The sequence below is a fragment of the Stenotrophomonas genospecies 5 genome, from assembly GCF_054473825.1.
This window is the reverse complement of record NZ_JBTMUW010000001.1, coordinates 85,756-100,800: the sequence shown is the minus strand read 5'-3', so window position 1 is coordinate 100,800 and position 15,045 is coordinate 85,756. Positions and strand designations below refer to the sequence as shown.

Genomic DNA, 15,045 nt, shown 5'->3' with positions numbered 1-15,045 from the left:
GCAAACCTAATCCCGCAAGGGCCTCTGCATCCAGAGGGTTTTCGCCGTGCAGACGTCCGGGATTCAGCGACCCAGGCCGCGGCGGGAGCCGTGGCCCTCCCCGCCCCTTCTCCCACGACGCCTTTCGGCGGCGAGTAGCCGCCGGCACGCGCTTCAAACCTCTTCAGCGACCGGTTGCTGAGTCTTGATGAACGCTGGGTGGTAGCGGTGAAGGTGGGTGTTCATCAAATCCGCGGTATGGCGTGCGAACCATGCCTGCATTGCCGGGCACAGAACGCCCCCGCAGGCCTCCGCCAGGCTTCGGCCGGCTGACACCTGGCGCCGCTCCAGCTTCCCAGTGTGCCCCCGTCGCACCACGAACCGCTCCCCGATCTGAACCAGCGGATTGGCCCCGGCGTCCATAAGCGCCTCAATCATTGCCGCATAACGCGTCGCCAGGACCGGGTCCGACTGGATGGCCTTGGAATACATGAGGGAGGCGACGGCCAACGCGGTGATACCAGGATCGCCGGCCACGCCAGCGTCCAGGTCGGGCGTCCCCTTGAGTGTGCGCAGCCACCCATAAAACGCCAGCGGGTCGTTGGTTTGGATGGCCCTGATGAGGCTTTCAGTCCCGGCACTCATTGCCCACCTCCCAAAACCCCGATGAGCACCAGGGCCACCAGCACGTAGAACGGCACCAGCACGATGCTCCACCACGCCTTGGAAACCTGTTGCAGAACGCTTCCTTGGCGATGCTCCGCCGGCAGTTGATAGAAGCGCACCAGGGCGCGCCCAGCGGCGATGGGGTTGGCGACCAGGTCCTGGTAGAACACCGTGGTGCCCAGGAGACCGACAAACAGCAGGGCCATGTTCAAGAGGCTCATGCGAACCGCTCCTCTTCCTTCTTCCAACGCCGCTCGTGGCGAGCGCGGGTGGCGAGGCGCTGGAGACGCCGGTGCTTGTCGGCCAGTTGGTTCAGACCGTTGGTGCGGTCCAGGAACCGCGCGGCGGTGTGGAGCTGGAAATGCGCCAGGTCGGTGCTGGCGGGCTCTCGGGGATGAATCTTCATGGCTTCACTCTCTTTTTGTGAGTAGGTCGGCTTACCCATTAAACCGCTCCTACACCACGATCCAACCACTCCCCCAATCTTTGTCAACCCATTGATTTGAAAGATTTTTGACTAAAATCAAGAACTGCTTTTAGGGCTTGTCAAAACGCGGTTGTGTCGCATGCTGAAATGCATGACACCGCAAGCCCGCCCTCGCCGTCGTTCTCCCGCCCCAGGCTTTGGCCTGGTCGAGTTGCTGCTCGCATTGGGGGTTGCCACCGCAGTGGGCGCCGCCGCGTTTTGGGTCTACCCCCGCGTCACCACTCGGGTCAACGTGGCGTCGGACGTCGAGAACGTTCGGGACCTGGCCAGCCGCGTTGATCGGTCCCATGGCGTCATTGGCTCGTTCCGCGGCGTCAGCACGTTGAACGTGCTTGAAGATGGGCTGGCCCCCACAGACTTCCGCCAAGGCAGCGCAGCGACTATGAGCAACGCGTGGGGCGGCGCAGTGACCGTGTCCCCGGCCACGGTGCGCCTGGCAGGAGATGCCTTCACCGTGGGGCTGTCTGGGCTTCCTGCGCGGGCCTGCGTGCCGTTCGTCTCCGCCATCGCAGGCGACGCGAACGTGCGGGACGTGATCGTGGGCAACACCAGTGTTTTGCTGAGCAACCGAGGGAGCCTGGACGTCCCCGGCTTAGGATTGGCGTGCGGGGTCGATGGGGCCGTGGTCGAGATCGTCTATTACTCGGGCATGGTGGCTGGGTCGTCGGTCGCCGTGGTGCCCACGCTTCCCCTGCCCTCCACGCCCGCCGTCCCTGGCCCTTCAACGCCGACCCCGGCGGGGCCCGTCACTGGTGCGCCCAGCGTGAGCGATGCGGTGCCGGGCGTTCCTGGGAACGTGTCGCCAAGCCCTGCAGTTGCTCCTTTCCCGGCTCTTCCACCGCTTCCTGTTGCGCCCAGCGTTCCGGTGCCTCAGCCGCTCCCAACGCCGGTCCCCACCCCGGCTCCGCCGGCCTTGGTGCCGTGCCGGCAATCGGAAAGCTCGGCGGCCCGGGCGAGCTGTCCGGCGGGCACGTGGGGCACAGAGACGGTGCGCACGCGCCAGGTCTGCGCTCCCGGCGACGTGTATCCAAACTCAGACGCTGCATGGGAGCATCCCGAGGCCTGGGTTCAATCCCAGAGCGTGGTGGCCGTGACGGCGAGGGATTGCCAGGCCTGCCCTGGAGCCGCCCAAGAGGAACGGGATCAATGGCTGCCCACTTCGCAAGCCTGCCCGTCAGGCCAAACCGGCACGCATACCTGGGAGCGGCAGCAGGTCAGATCGCGGGACGTGTTCACCCACTGCCCGTTTGGCACCACGACCCTGCCCGGGCCCACTTACGGCGGCTGGTCCCACTGGGTGGATACCGGGGCTCGTCGCTACGAGGTCAACACGTGCAAGCCCACGGCCGCTCGCTGCAGCGATGGGAGCTTGCAGGTTGTGGCGTGGCACTCGGCCGATGGGCAGGACGTGCCGCCGCCCTCGGGTTCGAGTGGCATTTCTTACTGGTATCCCGACGCCGTGGTGCGCCTGACAGCAGCGGAGAAAGCAAAGCTCGACTGGGCCATCAACCACGTGCCCATCCACCGGGTCGAGACGCCTGCACCGATGCCCGGCAACTGGCCCGCCAACGTGAGCGAGTCGGCTTTCTATGAAGAGCAATGCAACGCGCTTTCGGACGCTGGGAACATCCGTTATGCCTACTCCTACGATTTTGAGTGCGTCTCCAACATGGGCATGCACTACTGCGACTACAACTGGACCAGCGGCGGCACCTCTTTGGCCGTGTGCCGCCAGGCCTGCGCGTCCGATCTGGTCGGCAAGAGCAACAACCCCTATCGCTGGGAGTGGCCTGAGTCCTCGGTGGTGGCTTCGACGCCCTACACCACCTGCACGGGCCAGCCTGGATGCACGCCCAACGGCGGTTTTGGCACCCAGCAAGGCCTGCCGGCGTGCAACGAGCACAACGTGGGCCAGACCATCGCTTTCAACTGGTATCGCCAGTTCTACAACCCCGTGCGGGTGGATTACCAGTCGCTGACGCTGACGTGCAGGGGACCTGTGAGCTAGCGGCCAGAGGCAATCGTCGGACACGCACGGAACAGTGCACTACTCAGCTGGGGGCACGAACGATGCTTGGCTGGGCGTCCCCATGACCTTCTGGACAAGCTCGTAACCAGAGACCTCCTCATAACGGGAGGGTATTCTTGCTTTGAGCCCATGAAGGCGCCGATTCGCCGTCAATGCGAGCTGGTTGTAAGTGGTCGCCGTGACGCGTCCACGCTGGGCTCCGTTGTATTCCCGGTTAGTGACGGTCGAGATATTGGATGCGACCGAATGACCGACCACGAAGGCATGGAAGAAGGGAACCCCTTCGATGCCTCCGCTGGAGACAAGCTCATCGACATACTCAGCCGCTTGATTCATCTCTTTGCGACCGATTTCAGAGCGCCCTTTCTTTAGCTCAATGAGTAGGACATCGCGCATCATCACCAGCTGATCCCTGGCAGTATCGAAAGTCTCCGTCCCAACAACAGAGAGTGTCGCATCGGATAGGACGACAATGTCAGGGCGTTTCGCTGCATTGGCAAACGCCTGTCCACCCTTTCTGACTTTGAACAAGCTGGTGGCGACGGTGCGCAGGGTATTGTTCGACGCATACTCCGAGCTATCGAACTCAGGACCAAACAGCCAACGCGCCTGCGTCACGAGCGGGTGGAGGGTGTGCAGCTCGTCAGCCTCCGGGTCGCCGCTGAGCTTCTCCATGGCCGCAATGATGGACAACCGACTGTCGATCTCGTCCAGAACGGTAAGTGCATCCTCCACCGTCCACTGCCCCAGCAACCTGTCGAGCCCGTCGATGTCGTGCTCACCCAGCTGCATCAGTTTGTCGAGGAAGCTTGAACCGCTTCGTGCCTTTTGAATCTTTATGACTGCCTTGACGACCTTGTTGAGCGTTTCAGGCGGTATGCCTGGTTGGTCATGCACCACCGCCTTCGTGAACTGCGCCACTTCAAGCATGGAACGCCTAGGCAGCGTGCGCAGATCCTCTCGATTCTTGTAGAGTGCGTCCTCTGAGTTTTCTTCAATCAAGTGGGCCGATAACTTTTCGACCATTTCCTGCGCATACCCGTTGGCCGCTTCGAAAAGGCGATCGGTGCGCTCGGTATTCTTGAACTTCGACCAGTCTGGTTCGACTTCGGACAGCCACTCTGCCCCACACTCGATCACGATGGCATAGCGCTTCGCAAAGCGCACCCGCCCATCCAGAACGGCCATTGGCCCAACGGTCCAACTCGGCAGCCCCACCAACCGATTGCTCACCCAGAATGCCACGCCTTGGTAACGCGTGGATTTGGCCGTGCGCGTTGTGTCCACCACATACGCGGTGACGCCAAAGCCTGGTTCAACCTGAATCTTGCGCTCTTCTAGAAGGCCCTCATGCTCAGACAGAGGGACGGACTGGCCGTTCACCGAAACGATGAACTGCGGATCGTGTAGGAAACGTCCCGACAAGACCGTTCTGATCCGATCTGGATCCGGGCGGTGGCGTTCAACCTCTACCAACAACCGGGTGCCATGGCCGGAACGGGTGCCTGTTTCATGGCTCTGGATGTAGAACGGGGACGGCTGATTTCGAGTGCCGATCACGAAGGTTGAGAGAACGCCGTTCGTCCAAGTTTCGACCGTGTAATGATCAGAGAAGCACAGAAGGCCATGGCGACCAATGCCGTTGCGCCCGAAGGCCATGCGCACCCAATCGCGACGCCCCGACGGAAACTGGACGTTCGCCCCTTGGCTTCGATGCCGGTTGTATCCCAAGGTCATCCAGCGCTTGCGAAACTGATCCTCGGTCATTCCATGGCCATCATCTTCCACCGACAGCAAGCCACCTGTTTCCTCCGGGATGATCACGGCAACCTTAGCCGCTCCCGCATCCCATGTGTTGGCCACCAACTCGGTTAGCGCTACATCTGGGTCATAGCCAATCCGCCCGAGTGACCGCAGCACGTAGTCTTCTTCAAAGAGAGCTTCGTTGGCTGCTTTGCCCTTCTTAGCCATGGGGATGTCCGCTAAATGCTTGATTGGTAATGGTTGCAAGACTATGCCGCCTTCTGCCGACTTTGGCAAAAAAGCTAAGCCCTACCCATCTCACCTGCCGCGACGCCAGCGGGCGCGTGTTAGCTGGGGAGTGCGGTTCTATCCCACGCGCGCTTGACCCACCCCAACACGACGGCCAGCACGCCGATCAGGAACACGCCATACAGCCACGCGCCGTAGAACGCCATCGCGGCCACCTCTCCATACACGGGATGCTCTGCATACTTGAACCCCAGAACGGCGGCCGCCACCACCGTCACCACGCCCAACCCGCCACCGAGCAGCGCCCCTTTCAGGAACCCATGTTTCCGGAAATACGGCATCCGCCCCGTGCGGACGTGCCAGTCCCAGAGCCGCTGAGCGCGGATGTGAAGCGCCAGGCAAAATGCCAAAAACGCGAAGACGAGCGCACCGGGCACACAACAGACCACGCCGATGAAGAAGTCGCGCTTCATCACCTCCAGGCCGGCCGCCAGCCCAACCAGGCCCAACGGGCCCAAGATGACGCTAGGGAGGATCAGCGCGGATGGGCCCGGCGGCGCATACACAACTTGCTGCGGCGGATAGCGGTTCATATGGTCCTCCCCTGTTGGATGGCTGCACGCTTGATCGGGACCGGCGTGCAGTCAAGCGGCGGACTGCGGCCCGTTTAGCCCGCAGACGTCCCTTCGTCCTTCACTTCCACAATCTGCCAGCCCTCGCCTTGCGGGCGGAACAGGGCCCGCAGCTTCGGCTTGAGGGTGCTCGGCTCGGGCTTGGTGGGCTGGCCACCGATGTAACCCAACGCCTTCACGGACCCTGCCACCAAGCACTCTTGATCCCCATTGGGCTTTTTCTCGCAATCGAGCTCCAGGCCATCCGCATCGGTGACCTCAAACTTCCAGGTGCGCTGGAGGGTTGCCTGTCTTCCCTGTTCGGTGAAGAAGCCTTCCACGACCTTCACCCCGTCCTCCTTCGTGGGGCCCTTGTCGCCAGAGCAGGCCGTCAGGGTCAAAAGTGCCGCTGCTGCGGCCACGATCAGTGCGTGCTTCATGTCATGCGTCCTTGTCTTTGGAAGGGGTGATGCCGATGATCTGGTTCTTGTAGCCGATCTCGAGGCGGTCGATTTGGAGAACGATGTCGGGCAGGCCGTTGGGCTTCAACCTGCCCTCCACGACCTTGAAAAAGATTCGGTCTCCCGTGGCGTCGCGCCCCACCCGTCGCAGCTCGGCCGCGTCTTCCGGCTTCAATCGCAACGCGGCGTGGTAGCGCCCGCCATGCTCGACCCCGACCACCGCACTGCCCTTGCCCAACGGCGAAGGGCCGATAACGGCCGTCGGAAGAAAGTCAGGCGAGCGGGGATACCAGTCGTGGTTCATGACCAGCACGTAGGCGTGGAGAATGTTGGTCTTGGGGTCGATCTCCACGTCGATGTAGGGCCGCAGGTAGAACGCATCGGTAGAGGCGATCTGCCGCGCCTTGGCCTCAAACGCAGAGGCCGGATCGCCCTGCAGGCCTACGCGTTTGAACTGGTGCCCCCATGAGCCAATGCAGTGGGTTCGCATCGCCGGTGCCAGGGCAGCGCCGGCCTTGGCCTGGGCAAAGAGGTTGTCTTCGCACATGCCGAAACCGGCCGACGCGGTGGCCGCCAAGCCCCACCGGATCCGGGTGTAGCCGTCGAGCACTGGAGGGTCGCCGTCGTCCCAGTAAGTGCCTGCCGGCTCCAGGTAACGCTTGGTCGCCGGGGCCGAGGCGGCGTCCTTGCCCGCCTGCATCAACCCCTTGCCAATCCTTCCCAAAATGCCGTCCTGGGCGGTGGCCGTCCCGCTGGCCAACGCCAGGCACACGGCCACGGCTGCAATCGCTTGCTTCATGCATCCCCCTGATCCCGGCCACCATGGCCTTATTTGCCATTTTGGCAAATGCGGTGCAGCATGGGAAGCGGCAGACTTGGGGATTGTTCCCGGTTCGTGATCGCCCATGCCTGCCCCTCTCGCCCCAGCTCACACGTTTGGCCGCCGCTTGCGCGAGGCCCGGCTGGCCAAGGGCCTGACGCAAGCACAGTTGGGGGCCGTGCTTGGGTTGGACGAGGAAAACTCCGCCGCTCCCAGGGTTTCTCGTTACGAGAGAGGAGATCGCGTGCCGGATCCTGCAACGATGGAAAAGCTGGCCCAAGCACTTGGCATGCCGGTCGCCTATTTCCATGCCACAAATGATCTAGTGGCAGAGACGTTGCTGGTGATGTCGCGGCTTGAACCCGAACAGCAGCGAGAGCTGCTGACGAAGGTGAGGGATTACGCCCAGAGCCGTGGCGTGGCCATCCTCCCGAGTAGCGACAACGATCTCAGGGAAGAGAAGACATGCTGAAACGACTTCGACGCTGGTGGCTGCAGCGGGATGCGCCAAGCCCGATGGCACCGGAGCAGTTGCAGGCGCTGATGGACATCAACCTTCTGGAAATCCAGTTGGCCGCGTTGGACGCCCTCAAGTCCTCGACGCCAGCCGCGGAAGCGGCCAGGCTGCGATCCCATGCTTGGCTCGCGTCGATGCGTGGGCAAGGCCCGGTCGGGACGCCGAACTGGAGCGAACTGCGGGCTGAAGCGCGAGCACTGAACCGTGATCTGGCAGCCGCCCTGGCTGCCGCCCAGATCGATGCCCCCTCAGAGGCCTGATCCCTACCGTTCGGGAAAACCATTTCCCCATCCCCTACGACCATCACCGACTTGCCTCCAAATGTGACCCGCGTCACTATTGCGGAAGGGGAACGGAGCCTTCCTGGCTCTGGCCATTCACAGGGGAAGTGACCGATGGCGAACAAGAATGGGGCCGCTGCGCCTACGACTCTGGAAGAGTGGTTGAATGGCCGCCCAAGCTGGCTGCGCATGGCCGCTTCCACGGTGATCCAGCACCGCCGCATGCCGAACGAAGAGGAGATGGAGGCGCTGGCGGATCACTGCCTGGCCGAGGCAGCCAAGAAGCTGGATGCTCCCCACCCGGCGTTGGCACCGGGAACCATCTTGGGGACACCCACCGCCGCTGAGCTTCGCATCGACTCGGTCTCCTCCATCTGCGGCGTCAATGCCCTTGGCGAGGACGCGGCATTGGACCTCAGCCAAGGCCAGATGACCGTGGTCTACGGACCCAACGGGGCCGGGAAATCGGGCTACGCCCGTTTGATGAAGCACGTTTGTGGCGCGCGGGCCAAGGGATCTATCCACGGCAACGTGTTCAAGCAGAATCCCGATGCTGCCTCTGCCCTGATCAAAGTCACGGCGACCCGATCCGACGGCACGACATCGTCTGCTGATCTCACTTGGCAAGCATCCGACGGCCCCCACGCGACATTGAAAGCGGTGCCGGTCTTCGACTCAGCCACAGCGCTGGAGTTCGGAGACAGCGCCACCACCGCCACCCATCTTCCCCGAGCTATGCGGTTCGTCGGGATGCTCATCCACATCTCAGACGATCTCGCCACCCAGTTGAAGGCCCGTGCAGCCAAGCTCACCAGCAAACTGCCCAACATCCCGGAAGATCACGCCCAGAGCAGCGTCGCGACGTTTCTTCGCACGCTGACGGCGAAACTGACCGAAGAGGACATCAACAAGCGTTGCGCCTTCCCCGCGGCACTGAACGATGAGCGTTTGGCGCTGGAGACCGCACTGGCCCAGGCGAACCCTGAAGTGGCCCACGCCAAGGCCGTCGGAGAGCTAGAACGCTTGTCGCAGATGGCCACAAGCATCTCGGCATTGAAGGAGAGCTTGAACGGCGAGAAGGCCCAAGCCCTCTTGGATGCCCGCAGCAATGCAGAGGTCAAGCGCCAGGCCGCCACCGCCTATGCCACGGCCTTCCTCAATGGGCTGCCGCTCAAAGGCGTCGGAGACGCCGTGTGGCGAACCCTTTGGGACGCTGCAAAGGCGTATTCGACAGGTCTTGCCTACCGTGACCACCCTTTCCCCCACGTTGGGGACGAATCCCGTTGTGTCCTCTGCCAGCAACCGTTGGGAGACGACGGCAAGGCCCGCTTGGCCAGCTTTGAAAGCTACCTCAACGACACCCTGCAGACAGAAGCTAAGAGCGCGGAAGACGCGCTGACGGCGCTGAAGAAAGCGTTGCCCAGTCCTCTCACCGATGTCGCTTGGCAGGCCCAGTGCGCCGCTATTGGCTTGGAAGCCGCCCAAGCCACTGAGCTGCTTGAGGCCATCCATGCGAGATTGAAAGCCATGGCAGAGGCCACGGCGGCTCCGGCGGTGGAGTGGTCGGTGTGGACCAACGCCTACGATCAGAAGGTCAAGACCACCAGCGCTGATCGCGATGCGCTCGCGGGCTTGCTGGACCCGACGGGGCGGAAGGAGAAAGAAACCCGCCTAGCAGAGCTGAAAGCACAACAGTGGCTATCGGAGCAGCGCGATGCGGTATGGGCCGACGTGATCCGCCTCAAACGCGTGGGAACGGTGGAGGCTGCTGTTCGGTCTACCTCAACCAGCCAGTTGACGACGAAAAGCAATGACATTGGCGAGTCGGAGTTGGCCAAGGGCTATTGCGACCGCTTCAATGCCGAGTTGAAGGCGTTGGGGGGCCATTCGCTGCCCGTCCGCATGTCGTATCGATCCCAAGGCAAAGGGGCGTTCACGTTTTACGTTGAGCTGAAGGACGCGCAAGGCGCCCAGAAGAATCGGGAAATCCTGAGCGAGGGCGAGCAACGCATCGTGGCGTTGGCGGCCTTCCTGGCCGACGCGACAGGGCTTGAACGGGGCATGCCGGTGATCTTCGACGACCCCATCTCCTCCCTGGATCAGCGCTTTGAGGAGGCGGTCGCCAAACGCCTGGTAGATCTGGCCGAGCGTCGCCAGGTAATCGTGTTCACACACCGGTTGTCGCTGATGGTCCTCCTTCAGAGCGCCGCCAAGCAGCGGGCCAACCTCGATCAGTCTACGGTCAAGGTCGCGGTTGAATCGATCGCCCGCGATGGAAGCAGGACCGGCATGCCGGCACAGATCAATACGTTCTCTCTGAAGCCACAATCCGGCTTGAACCAAATGATCAGCAGCATCGGACAGCTTAAGAAGCTTGATCCGCCGCTAAAAGAACTTGCCCTGAAGACCGCCTGCAGCAACTTCCGAATCTTGGTTGAGCGCTCCGTAGAGGACGAACTTTGTTCGGGCATCATCAACCGCTATCAGCGCGAGATCAACACGCGCAACAAGCTACAGCGGCTCAGCGCAATCACTCCGACAGACTGCGCACTGATCGACGGCATGATGACCAAGTATTCTGCGTTTGAGCACTCTCAATCCATTGATACACCAACGTGGCTTCCAGAGCCGGACGAGCTCCTTAAGGACGTGCAAGACATGCTCGAATGGTGCAAGAAGTTCAGTAAGCGAGCGGAAGCGGCGGCGAAACCCAAGGCGTAGGCCGGGCCACCCTTTACTGCGGGCTCACGGTCATCAGAAGCGCCGCTTGGCAACGACTCCCCCGGCGACTGGCAGCGCTTGATGCAACTCGTGCGCGCGAAGAAACGCGTGCAGCCACTCTTCCGCGTCTTTGGCGCCGGTCAGTTCCCGAACCACCACGCCTGCGACGCAATCCCCAGTGACGGCGAACGGGTCGTTGTTTAAATCGCTGCTGGATAGAGGGGAATGGAAATCGGCCCCCTCGTGGAACGCCTGAAGCAGCTGCTGCCTGGCAGCAATATCCCGGCGCGCCGTCCATGCGAGGCGAACGAGCTCGGATGGTGGCCAGGGCGGAGGGATCATCAGAACTCGTAACCGTCCGGCACGCCCGAGGGGATGCCCTGCATGGGGCCCGAGTAGCCCACCTGCTGAACCAGGTTCTGGGCGGTTTGCGACATGCGATCCAGGCGTTCCGGGACTTGGTCCAGGGCGAACAGAACCATGCCAAAAATGGCGATGTTGAGCAGTTTGTTGAAAAGTTTGCGCACGAGCGGGGTCCTCCGTGGTTGTCAGGGGTTCTGGTTTCAAAAAAGTTGGTGGTGTTGGGCGATGCCGAACAAGCAAAGCGCCCAGGTGGCCGCAATCGTTGGAGGAGCCAGGCAAAGCGGCACGCCGAGGGCGATGTCCGACAGCTTGGCCTTGGGGTCGGTGACCATCTCCCATCCCAGCTTGGCCGCCCCCATCCCCGACATGGCGTCGAACAGGAATCGCAGGAGCGCTGAGGTGGTGGCGACGGAGGACCGGGCGGGCGCTTGGGTTTGGCTGCGGGTATTCATCAGAGCGCATCCAGTCGATCAGCAATGGCCAATCCGGCGACCAATCCAGCCAAGAGGCAAAAAGCAAAGAACGTCAACATGGGTTTTCCTTTGGTTAAAGAGCATCGGCGCCCTTCTCTGATCTCAAGGTAAAAGAAAACCAACTTTTCGCAATAGATTGACCCTACATTTTCCTGACTAAAACAAAAAACTGACGGACAACCGCAGAAAATACAAAAACCCTGAAATAACTCACATTTCCAGCCAAGCACCGGGCCCGGCGGAAGCCGAGGCCCCTCCTGCCTCTTCTCCACGCCGCTTTTGACGTTGCTTTTTCTCCTCAAGAGCTCAAAAGAACGCGGCAAAGCCCCGCCTGAAAAGCTCCCTCTGGCGAGGAAAGACCCTGGGCCGGGGCTCCCGTCCCAGCCTCCGGGTGGCTGTCCTTGGCCCCATCCCCCAAAAGGCAGTCCGATTCGTCAGGCGCTGGCGTGGATGCATCGCCAGACCAACTGGCGAAGGGCTTCTGTCTGACGAATGCCGATTCGGTTGGCGTCGATGAGCAAGGCCATAGCGACATCGGGAGCCACCTGCACACTGGGAAGCGCGGTTTTATAGCGCTCTCGCCCCTTTGCCTCTCCGGCCCACGGCGTCGGGCATCGAGGGGAAAACGGTTCTCGAATCTGGGCGTGTTGCTCGATGAGTTGAGCCAGTGCAGCGCGCATGCTCAGGCCTTGCGCGGCGGCCAGGGCTTGAAACGCGGCTTTGCTGGGCGCGTCAATCCACGTTTCATGGATGGTCTCCACAAGTGGCATGTTGTTCCGCTTGGGTTGTAGCGTGTAGCGGCTCATCCGCTCCTCCTCTTCTCCTTCAGGTCTGCTCTTACATACAACCCCGAATCCATAAAAACGAGGGCCATCTCACGAAACGAAACGCCCGCCGGAAACTCTTGACTCCAGACCACAATCCCATCTTTGAGGTAGCTGTATTCCTGGCGAGTCACTACGCCAAAGCCATCTTCTGAGTCGCACATGTATTTGACCCGGTGGCGGTAACCGGCGTTCTCGATTTCAATCAACTCTTTCATTCGAACCCTGCTTGTGAGGGCCAGAGGACGTAGCGCCTTGTCATGCGGTCCTCCGGCTGGGCTTGGCCATCCATCCTTGGGCGGCCGCTTCTTCAGCGGTCAGCAACGCGGAAGTGCCCAAGAAGCGTGTGAGCTGGTAATGGCCGATGGTGTGCGGATACCGCTGGAGGTGGGCGTGCATGGCTTTGTCGAAGTAGCACGTGGACCCCGAGCGGCGTTGATAGGCGAAATAGCGGCGGCGACGCGTTGCTGGGGGCTTCATGCCGAACCCCCGCAATCGTCGCAACGCTGCATTTCTGCCGGATACGTTGAGAAGGGGTAGGCCCCTTTCTGCCCCACTTCCCCGCAGCACCCACACTGCATGAGCCCCCGAGCCGTTTGGCAAATCGCGGCCTCCGGGCCTTGCCAAACCACGCCGACAACGACGGCTTCCCAGGAGCTGCCGCTCCCGGCAACCACAGTGAGCCTGTCGCCGTTCCGAACATTCGGGGCGGGCACCCGGGCGCCCCATTCGCCCGACTTGAGTTGGAGGGGCCTGGCGTGGTGGTGGGCCATTAGAAGACCCCCCGATAACCAAGGGCAACAAAGCCTGACCGGCCAATAGCGCAAGCAATCATTAGAAAACCTTTGAAGAGGGGGCACTCCCTCACTACCCACTCAAACTAAGCCCCCTCAAAAAAATCGCAATACTTTCACCCTGCGTTTTATCGACTAAATATCAAAACTGCCGGAAGGGCCGCGAATCGCTGAAAAACCCTGAAACGCCTCACATTTCCCGCTCAGCACCGGGCCCGGCGGAAGCCGAGGCCCCACCTGCCTTTCTCCCAATGCGCTTTTGCTTCATGCCGCTTTTGACGTTGCCTTTTCTCTCCAAGAGCTCAAAAGAACGCGGCCGGGGCCGCGCCTGAAAAGCCCCCTCCGGGGAGGTTAGGACATGGGCCGGGGCTTCCGCCCCAGCCTGCGCGTGGCTGCCATTCACTGAACGCCCACAAAAAAAGCCCCGGTTTCCCGGGGCTCTATCTGCAACGCTGTAATGCCGGTCAGGCTTTATACGGGTGCGCCGGCCATTCTTGGTCCGGGTTCTTCTTCTTCCACGCCTTGCCTTCAGCAGTTTCGGCCCACGCAAGGAATGCCTTGGGCTGCCGCCCGGTGCCAGCCCACGTGGTCCCGTCCGGGATCTGGAACTTCGGGGCGCGACTGATGCCGGCGCTTGCAGAAACCGCCTTGCGTGGCTCAAGCAGCGCCTTCAGATCGTTCTTCTGCTTCGTCGTGTAATGCTGCGCAAACTGCTGCAAGGTCTCGTAGACTCCTGCAAAGCTGGCCCCGGCTTCGGCCGCCAGCGCGTCGCCTTCGGCCTTTTCCATTTCGGCCACCAAGGCCTCCGCTTCAGCCTTTTTCTTGCGGATTTCTTCGAGCGTCAGTGCCACGGTTTTCCCTTGGATTTGGTCAAACCCCGATCCTGCCGTTTTGCGAGATTACTGTAAACCCTCAACGGCCCAACCCCGGCTCTCCAGTGGCGACTGCCACGGGGCTTCACCCTCAAAAGTCACTGAGGGCATGCCTTCCGCCGGCCACTGGAGCAAGCCCTTGGCGGTTCAGGGGACCGGCCGTGCCCACCTCCACGTTCCACCATGCAATGCCGCAATGTCCAGGGGCAACCGGGCGCCGGCAAAGCCTTGGGCAGCGGTCCCGCGATCCGGGCGTTCAGGCGGTCAACCAGGTGCAAGGCGTGCTTGTGGAAGATGACGTGGATGTTGCCGTTCTTAAACCGCCCGCCCAGGAACGGCTTCAGCAGCTCCCCACCTCGTGCGTCACCAAGAACCCTTCGGAGCCCCGTGTCTCATCGGATGCAGCCTGCTGGGTGGCGCGATTGGCCTTCATGGCCATCGTCTCGGCCCAGACACGCAATCCGATGTCCTGCAGAAGGATATCTTCCCTCTTTCTCGCGGTCGATTCGATGATCCAGTGGCGGCCATACGCGCCATGCATCAATGGCGCCCCTGGCCATCCTTTCCGGGCGACGGTCATGGCCAGTCCGGCGATCAACCGAACGTCAAAGCATCGCCTCGTTTCTTCCTCGGATAGTTCCAAGCGCGGAGCAAGCAATGCATCTCGGGCCTTCGTATCGGCCTGTATGACCCGCTCAAGCTCTGCTGGGGTTGGAGCCCCCATGCGCGTCCACACTTGCGCTGGCGAGCATGCCTTGACCCAGTTCCAAGCGCTTGCGGTGTCGTCAGACGGATCAGCCGGGTGCAGGTAGAGCCGACTTTCAAACACGGCCCGGAGGGTTTCCGGGTGCTTCCACTGGCGACCGTGGATGTAGTGTCCGCAAGCCAGGATCTTGTCGCACACGGGCACCACCACGGGTGCTGGCACGGTCAGAAATCGTTCAACGCCCGCCGCACTATTTCGGCCACGCTGACCTGCACCGATCCGCTTTTTCCGGCGGTTGCGCCATTGGTCGGCCCTCGGAATCGGTGGCCGATACCATCAATCGCGCGGACATGAAACTCTACGACCGCCGAAAGCGGGAACGGCAGTGAGCCTGCCCTCAGATCCGGGCATGGGGCCAGTTGTGGGCTGCCCTCCTTACGCCGATGATC

General features: G+C 61.9%; 18 protein-coding genes. 4 read left to right on the top strand and 14 right to left on the bottom strand.

What is annotated here, in order from left to right; genetic code table 11:
* Nucleotides 1–153: 153 nt before the first annotated feature.
* The 3 genes from ACX9OW_RS00475 to ACX9OW_RS00465 are packed head-to-tail and all read right to left on the bottom strand — an operon-like array spanning nucleotide 154 to nucleotide 1,090.
* A complete protein-coding gene (locus ACX9OW_RS00475; RefSeq protein WP_180862700.1) occupies nucleotides 154–624 on the bottom strand; it encodes a hypothetical protein in 471 nt (156 codons plus the stop codon).
* Nucleotides 621–866: a hypothetical protein gene (locus ACX9OW_RS00470; RefSeq protein WP_180862699.1), complete on the bottom strand. Its 246-nt coding sequence runs from the start codon at nucleotides 864–866 to the stop codon at nucleotides 621–623. Before ACX9OW_RS00470 ends, ACX9OW_RS00475 begins: the two co-directional genes overlap by 4 nt.
* A complete protein-coding gene (locus tag ACX9OW_RS00465; protein ID WP_099596025.1) occupies nucleotides 863–1,090 on the bottom strand; it encodes a hypothetical protein in 228 nt (75 codons plus the stop codon). Before ACX9OW_RS00465 ends, ACX9OW_RS00470 begins: the two co-directional genes overlap by 4 nt.
* 133 nt (nucleotides 1,091–1,223) lie before the next feature.
* Between ACX9OW_RS00465 and ACX9OW_RS00460 the strand changes: the two genes are divergently transcribed.
* Nucleotides 1,224–3,140 carry a type 4 pilus major pilin gene (locus tag ACX9OW_RS00460; protein WP_197570724.1) on the top strand — a complete coding sequence of 639 codons (1,917 nt, stop codon included), beginning with the start codon at nucleotides 1,224–1,226 and terminating at the stop codon, nucleotides 3,138–3,140.
* Between the two features lie 39 nt (nucleotides 3,141–3,179).
* Here the strand turns inward: ACX9OW_RS00460 and ACX9OW_RS00455 are convergent, their stop codons facing one another.
* The 4 genes from ACX9OW_RS00455 to ACX9OW_RS00440 form a co-directional block, all read right to left on the bottom strand.
* Nucleotides 3,180–5,132 carry an ATP-binding protein gene (locus tag ACX9OW_RS00455; protein ID WP_114618598.1) on the bottom strand — a complete coding sequence of 651 codons (1,953 nt, stop codon included), beginning with the start codon at nucleotides 5,130–5,132 and terminating at the stop codon, nucleotides 3,180–3,182.
* A gap of 119 nt (nucleotides 5,133–5,251) precedes the next feature.
* Nucleotides 5,252–5,746 (bottom strand): hypothetical protein, encoded by a 495-nt coding sequence (locus tag ACX9OW_RS00450; protein WP_231353029.1) that lies wholly within the window; start codon nucleotides 5,744–5,746, stop codon nucleotides 5,252–5,254.
* A gap of 74 nt (nucleotides 5,747–5,820) precedes the next feature.
* Nucleotides 5,821–6,204 (bottom strand): hypothetical protein, encoded by a 384-nt coding sequence (locus tag ACX9OW_RS00445; protein WP_050483551.1) that lies wholly within the window; start codon nucleotides 6,202–6,204, stop codon nucleotides 5,821–5,823.
* A gap of 1 nt (nucleotide 6,205) precedes the next feature.
* A complete protein-coding gene (locus ACX9OW_RS00440) occupies nucleotides 6,206–7,024 on the bottom strand; it encodes a hypothetical protein (RefSeq protein WP_114618596.1) in 819 nt (272 codons plus the stop codon).
* Nucleotides 7,025–7,130: 106 nt separating this feature from the next.
* Here ACX9OW_RS00440 and ACX9OW_RS00435 point away from each other — a divergent pair, with 106 nt between their 5' ends.
* The 3 genes from ACX9OW_RS00435 to ACX9OW_RS00425 all read left to right on the top strand — a co-directional run bounded on the left by ACX9OW_RS00435 (nucleotide 7,131) and on the right by ACX9OW_RS00425 (nucleotide 10,564).
* Entirely contained in the window at nucleotides 7,131–7,517 is a 387-nt protein-coding gene (locus ACX9OW_RS00435; RefSeq protein WP_024958708.1) for a helix-turn-helix domain-containing protein, read from the top strand.
* Entirely contained in the window at nucleotides 7,511–7,822 is a 312-nt protein-coding gene (locus tag ACX9OW_RS00430; protein WP_136191685.1) for a hypothetical protein, read from the top strand. Before ACX9OW_RS00435 ends, ACX9OW_RS00430 begins: the two co-directional genes overlap by 7 nt.
* 135 nt (nucleotides 7,823–7,957) lie before the next feature.
* Nucleotides 7,958–10,564, top strand: a complete 2,607-nt coding sequence (locus ACX9OW_RS00425) for an AAA family ATPase (protein ID WP_459061744.1) — start codon at nucleotides 7,958–7,960, stop codon at nucleotides 10,562–10,564.
* 33 nt (nucleotides 10,565–10,597) lie between these two features.
* On the opposite strand, the gene ACX9OW_RS00420 is transcribed toward ACX9OW_RS00425, so the two are convergent.
* The 7 genes from ACX9OW_RS00420 to ACX9OW_RS00390 form a co-directional block, all read right to left on the bottom strand.
* A complete protein-coding gene (locus ACX9OW_RS00420; protein WP_032960290.1) occupies nucleotides 10,598–10,906 on the bottom strand; it encodes a hypothetical protein in 309 nt (102 codons plus the stop codon).
* Entirely contained in the window at nucleotides 10,906–11,091 is a 186-nt protein-coding gene (locus ACX9OW_RS00415) for a hypothetical protein (protein WP_032960292.1), read from the bottom strand. The genes ACX9OW_RS00420 and ACX9OW_RS00415 overlap by 1 nt, the downstream gene beginning before the upstream one ends.
* Before the next feature lie 36 nt (nucleotides 11,092–11,127).
* The gene (locus ACX9OW_RS00410; RefSeq protein WP_049419319.1) at nucleotides 11,128–11,379 is read right to left on the bottom strand and encodes a hypothetical protein; all 252 of its coding nucleotides are present in this window, start codon (nucleotides 11,377–11,379) and stop codon (nucleotides 11,128–11,130) included.
* Between the two features lie 455 nt (nucleotides 11,380–11,834).
* On the bottom strand, nucleotides 11,835–12,206 hold the full coding sequence (locus tag ACX9OW_RS00405; protein WP_146033387.1) for a hypothetical protein: 372 nt from the start codon (nucleotides 12,204–12,206) through the stop codon (nucleotides 11,835–11,837).
* A complete protein-coding gene (locus tag ACX9OW_RS00400) occupies nucleotides 12,203–12,442 on the bottom strand; it encodes a hypothetical protein (RefSeq protein WP_040008402.1) in 240 nt (79 codons plus the stop codon). Before ACX9OW_RS00400 ends, ACX9OW_RS00405 begins: the two co-directional genes overlap by 4 nt.
* A gap of 1,040 nt (nucleotides 12,443–13,482) precedes the next feature.
* A complete protein-coding gene (locus ACX9OW_RS00395) occupies nucleotides 13,483–13,869 on the bottom strand; it encodes an H-NS family nucleoid-associated regulatory protein (RefSeq protein WP_102944364.1) in 387 nt (128 codons plus the stop codon).
* Between the two features lie 361 nt (nucleotides 13,870–14,230).
* The gene (locus ACX9OW_RS00390) at nucleotides 14,231–14,794 is read right to left on the bottom strand and encodes a hypothetical protein (RefSeq protein WP_139726863.1); all 564 of its coding nucleotides are present in this window, start codon (nucleotides 14,792–14,794) and stop codon (nucleotides 14,231–14,233) included.
* Nucleotides 14,795–15,045 lie beyond the last annotated feature (251 nt).

Excerpts from the sequence above, each read along its gene's own strand:
- ACX9OW_RS00475 (WP_180862700.1), bottom strand. The coding sequence starts at position 624 with ATGAGTGCCGGGACTGAAAGCCTCATCAGGGCCATCCAAACCAACGAC.
- ACX9OW_RS00470 (WP_180862699.1), bottom strand. The coding sequence starts at position 866 with ATGAGCCTCTTGAACATGGCCCTGCTGTTTGTCGGTCTCCTGGGCACC.
- ACX9OW_RS00465 (WP_099596025.1), bottom strand. The coding sequence starts at position 1,090 with ATGGGTAAGCCGACCTACTCACAAAAAGAGAGTGAAGCCATGAAGATT.
- ACX9OW_RS00460 (WP_197570724.1), top strand. The coding sequence starts at position 1,224 with ATGACACCGCAAGCCCGCCCTCGCCGTCGTTCTCCCGCCCCAGGCTTT.
- ACX9OW_RS00455 (WP_114618598.1), bottom strand. The coding sequence starts at position 5,132 with ATGGCTAAGAAGGGCAAAGCAGCCAACGAAGCTCTCTTTGAAGAAGAC.
- ACX9OW_RS00450 (WP_231353029.1), bottom strand. The coding sequence starts at position 5,746 with ATGAACCGCTATCCGCCGCAGCAAGTTGTGTATGCGCCGCCGGGCCCA.
- ACX9OW_RS00445 (WP_050483551.1), bottom strand. The coding sequence starts at position 6,204 with ATGAAGCACGCACTGATCGTGGCCGCAGCAGCGGCACTTTTGACCCTG.
- ACX9OW_RS00440 (WP_114618596.1), bottom strand. The coding sequence starts at position 7,024 with ATGAAGCAAGCGATTGCAGCCGTGGCCGTGTGCCTGGCGTTGGCCAGC.
- ACX9OW_RS00435 (WP_024958708.1), top strand. The coding sequence starts at position 7,131 with ATGCCTGCCCCTCTCGCCCCAGCTCACACGTTTGGCCGCCGCTTGCGC.
- ACX9OW_RS00430 (WP_136191685.1), top strand. The coding sequence starts at position 7,511 with ATGCTGAAACGACTTCGACGCTGGTGGCTGCAGCGGGATGCGCCAAGC.
- ACX9OW_RS00425 (WP_459061744.1), top strand. The coding sequence starts at position 7,958 with ATGGCGAACAAGAATGGGGCCGCTGCGCCTACGACTCTGGAAGAGTGG.
- ACX9OW_RS00420 (WP_032960290.1), bottom strand. The coding sequence starts at position 10,906 with ATGATCCCTCCGCCCTGGCCACCATCCGAGCTCGTTCGCCTCGCATGG.
- ACX9OW_RS00410 (WP_049419319.1), bottom strand. The coding sequence starts at position 11,379 with ATGAATACCCGCAGCCAAACCCAAGCGCCCGCCCGGTCCTCCGTCGCC.
- ACX9OW_RS00405 (WP_146033387.1), bottom strand. The coding sequence starts at position 12,206 with ATGAGCCGCTACACGCTACAACCCAAGCGGAACAACATGCCACTTGTG.
- ACX9OW_RS00400 (WP_040008402.1), bottom strand. The coding sequence starts at position 12,442 with ATGAAAGAGTTGATTGAAATCGAGAACGCCGGTTACCGCCACCGGGTC.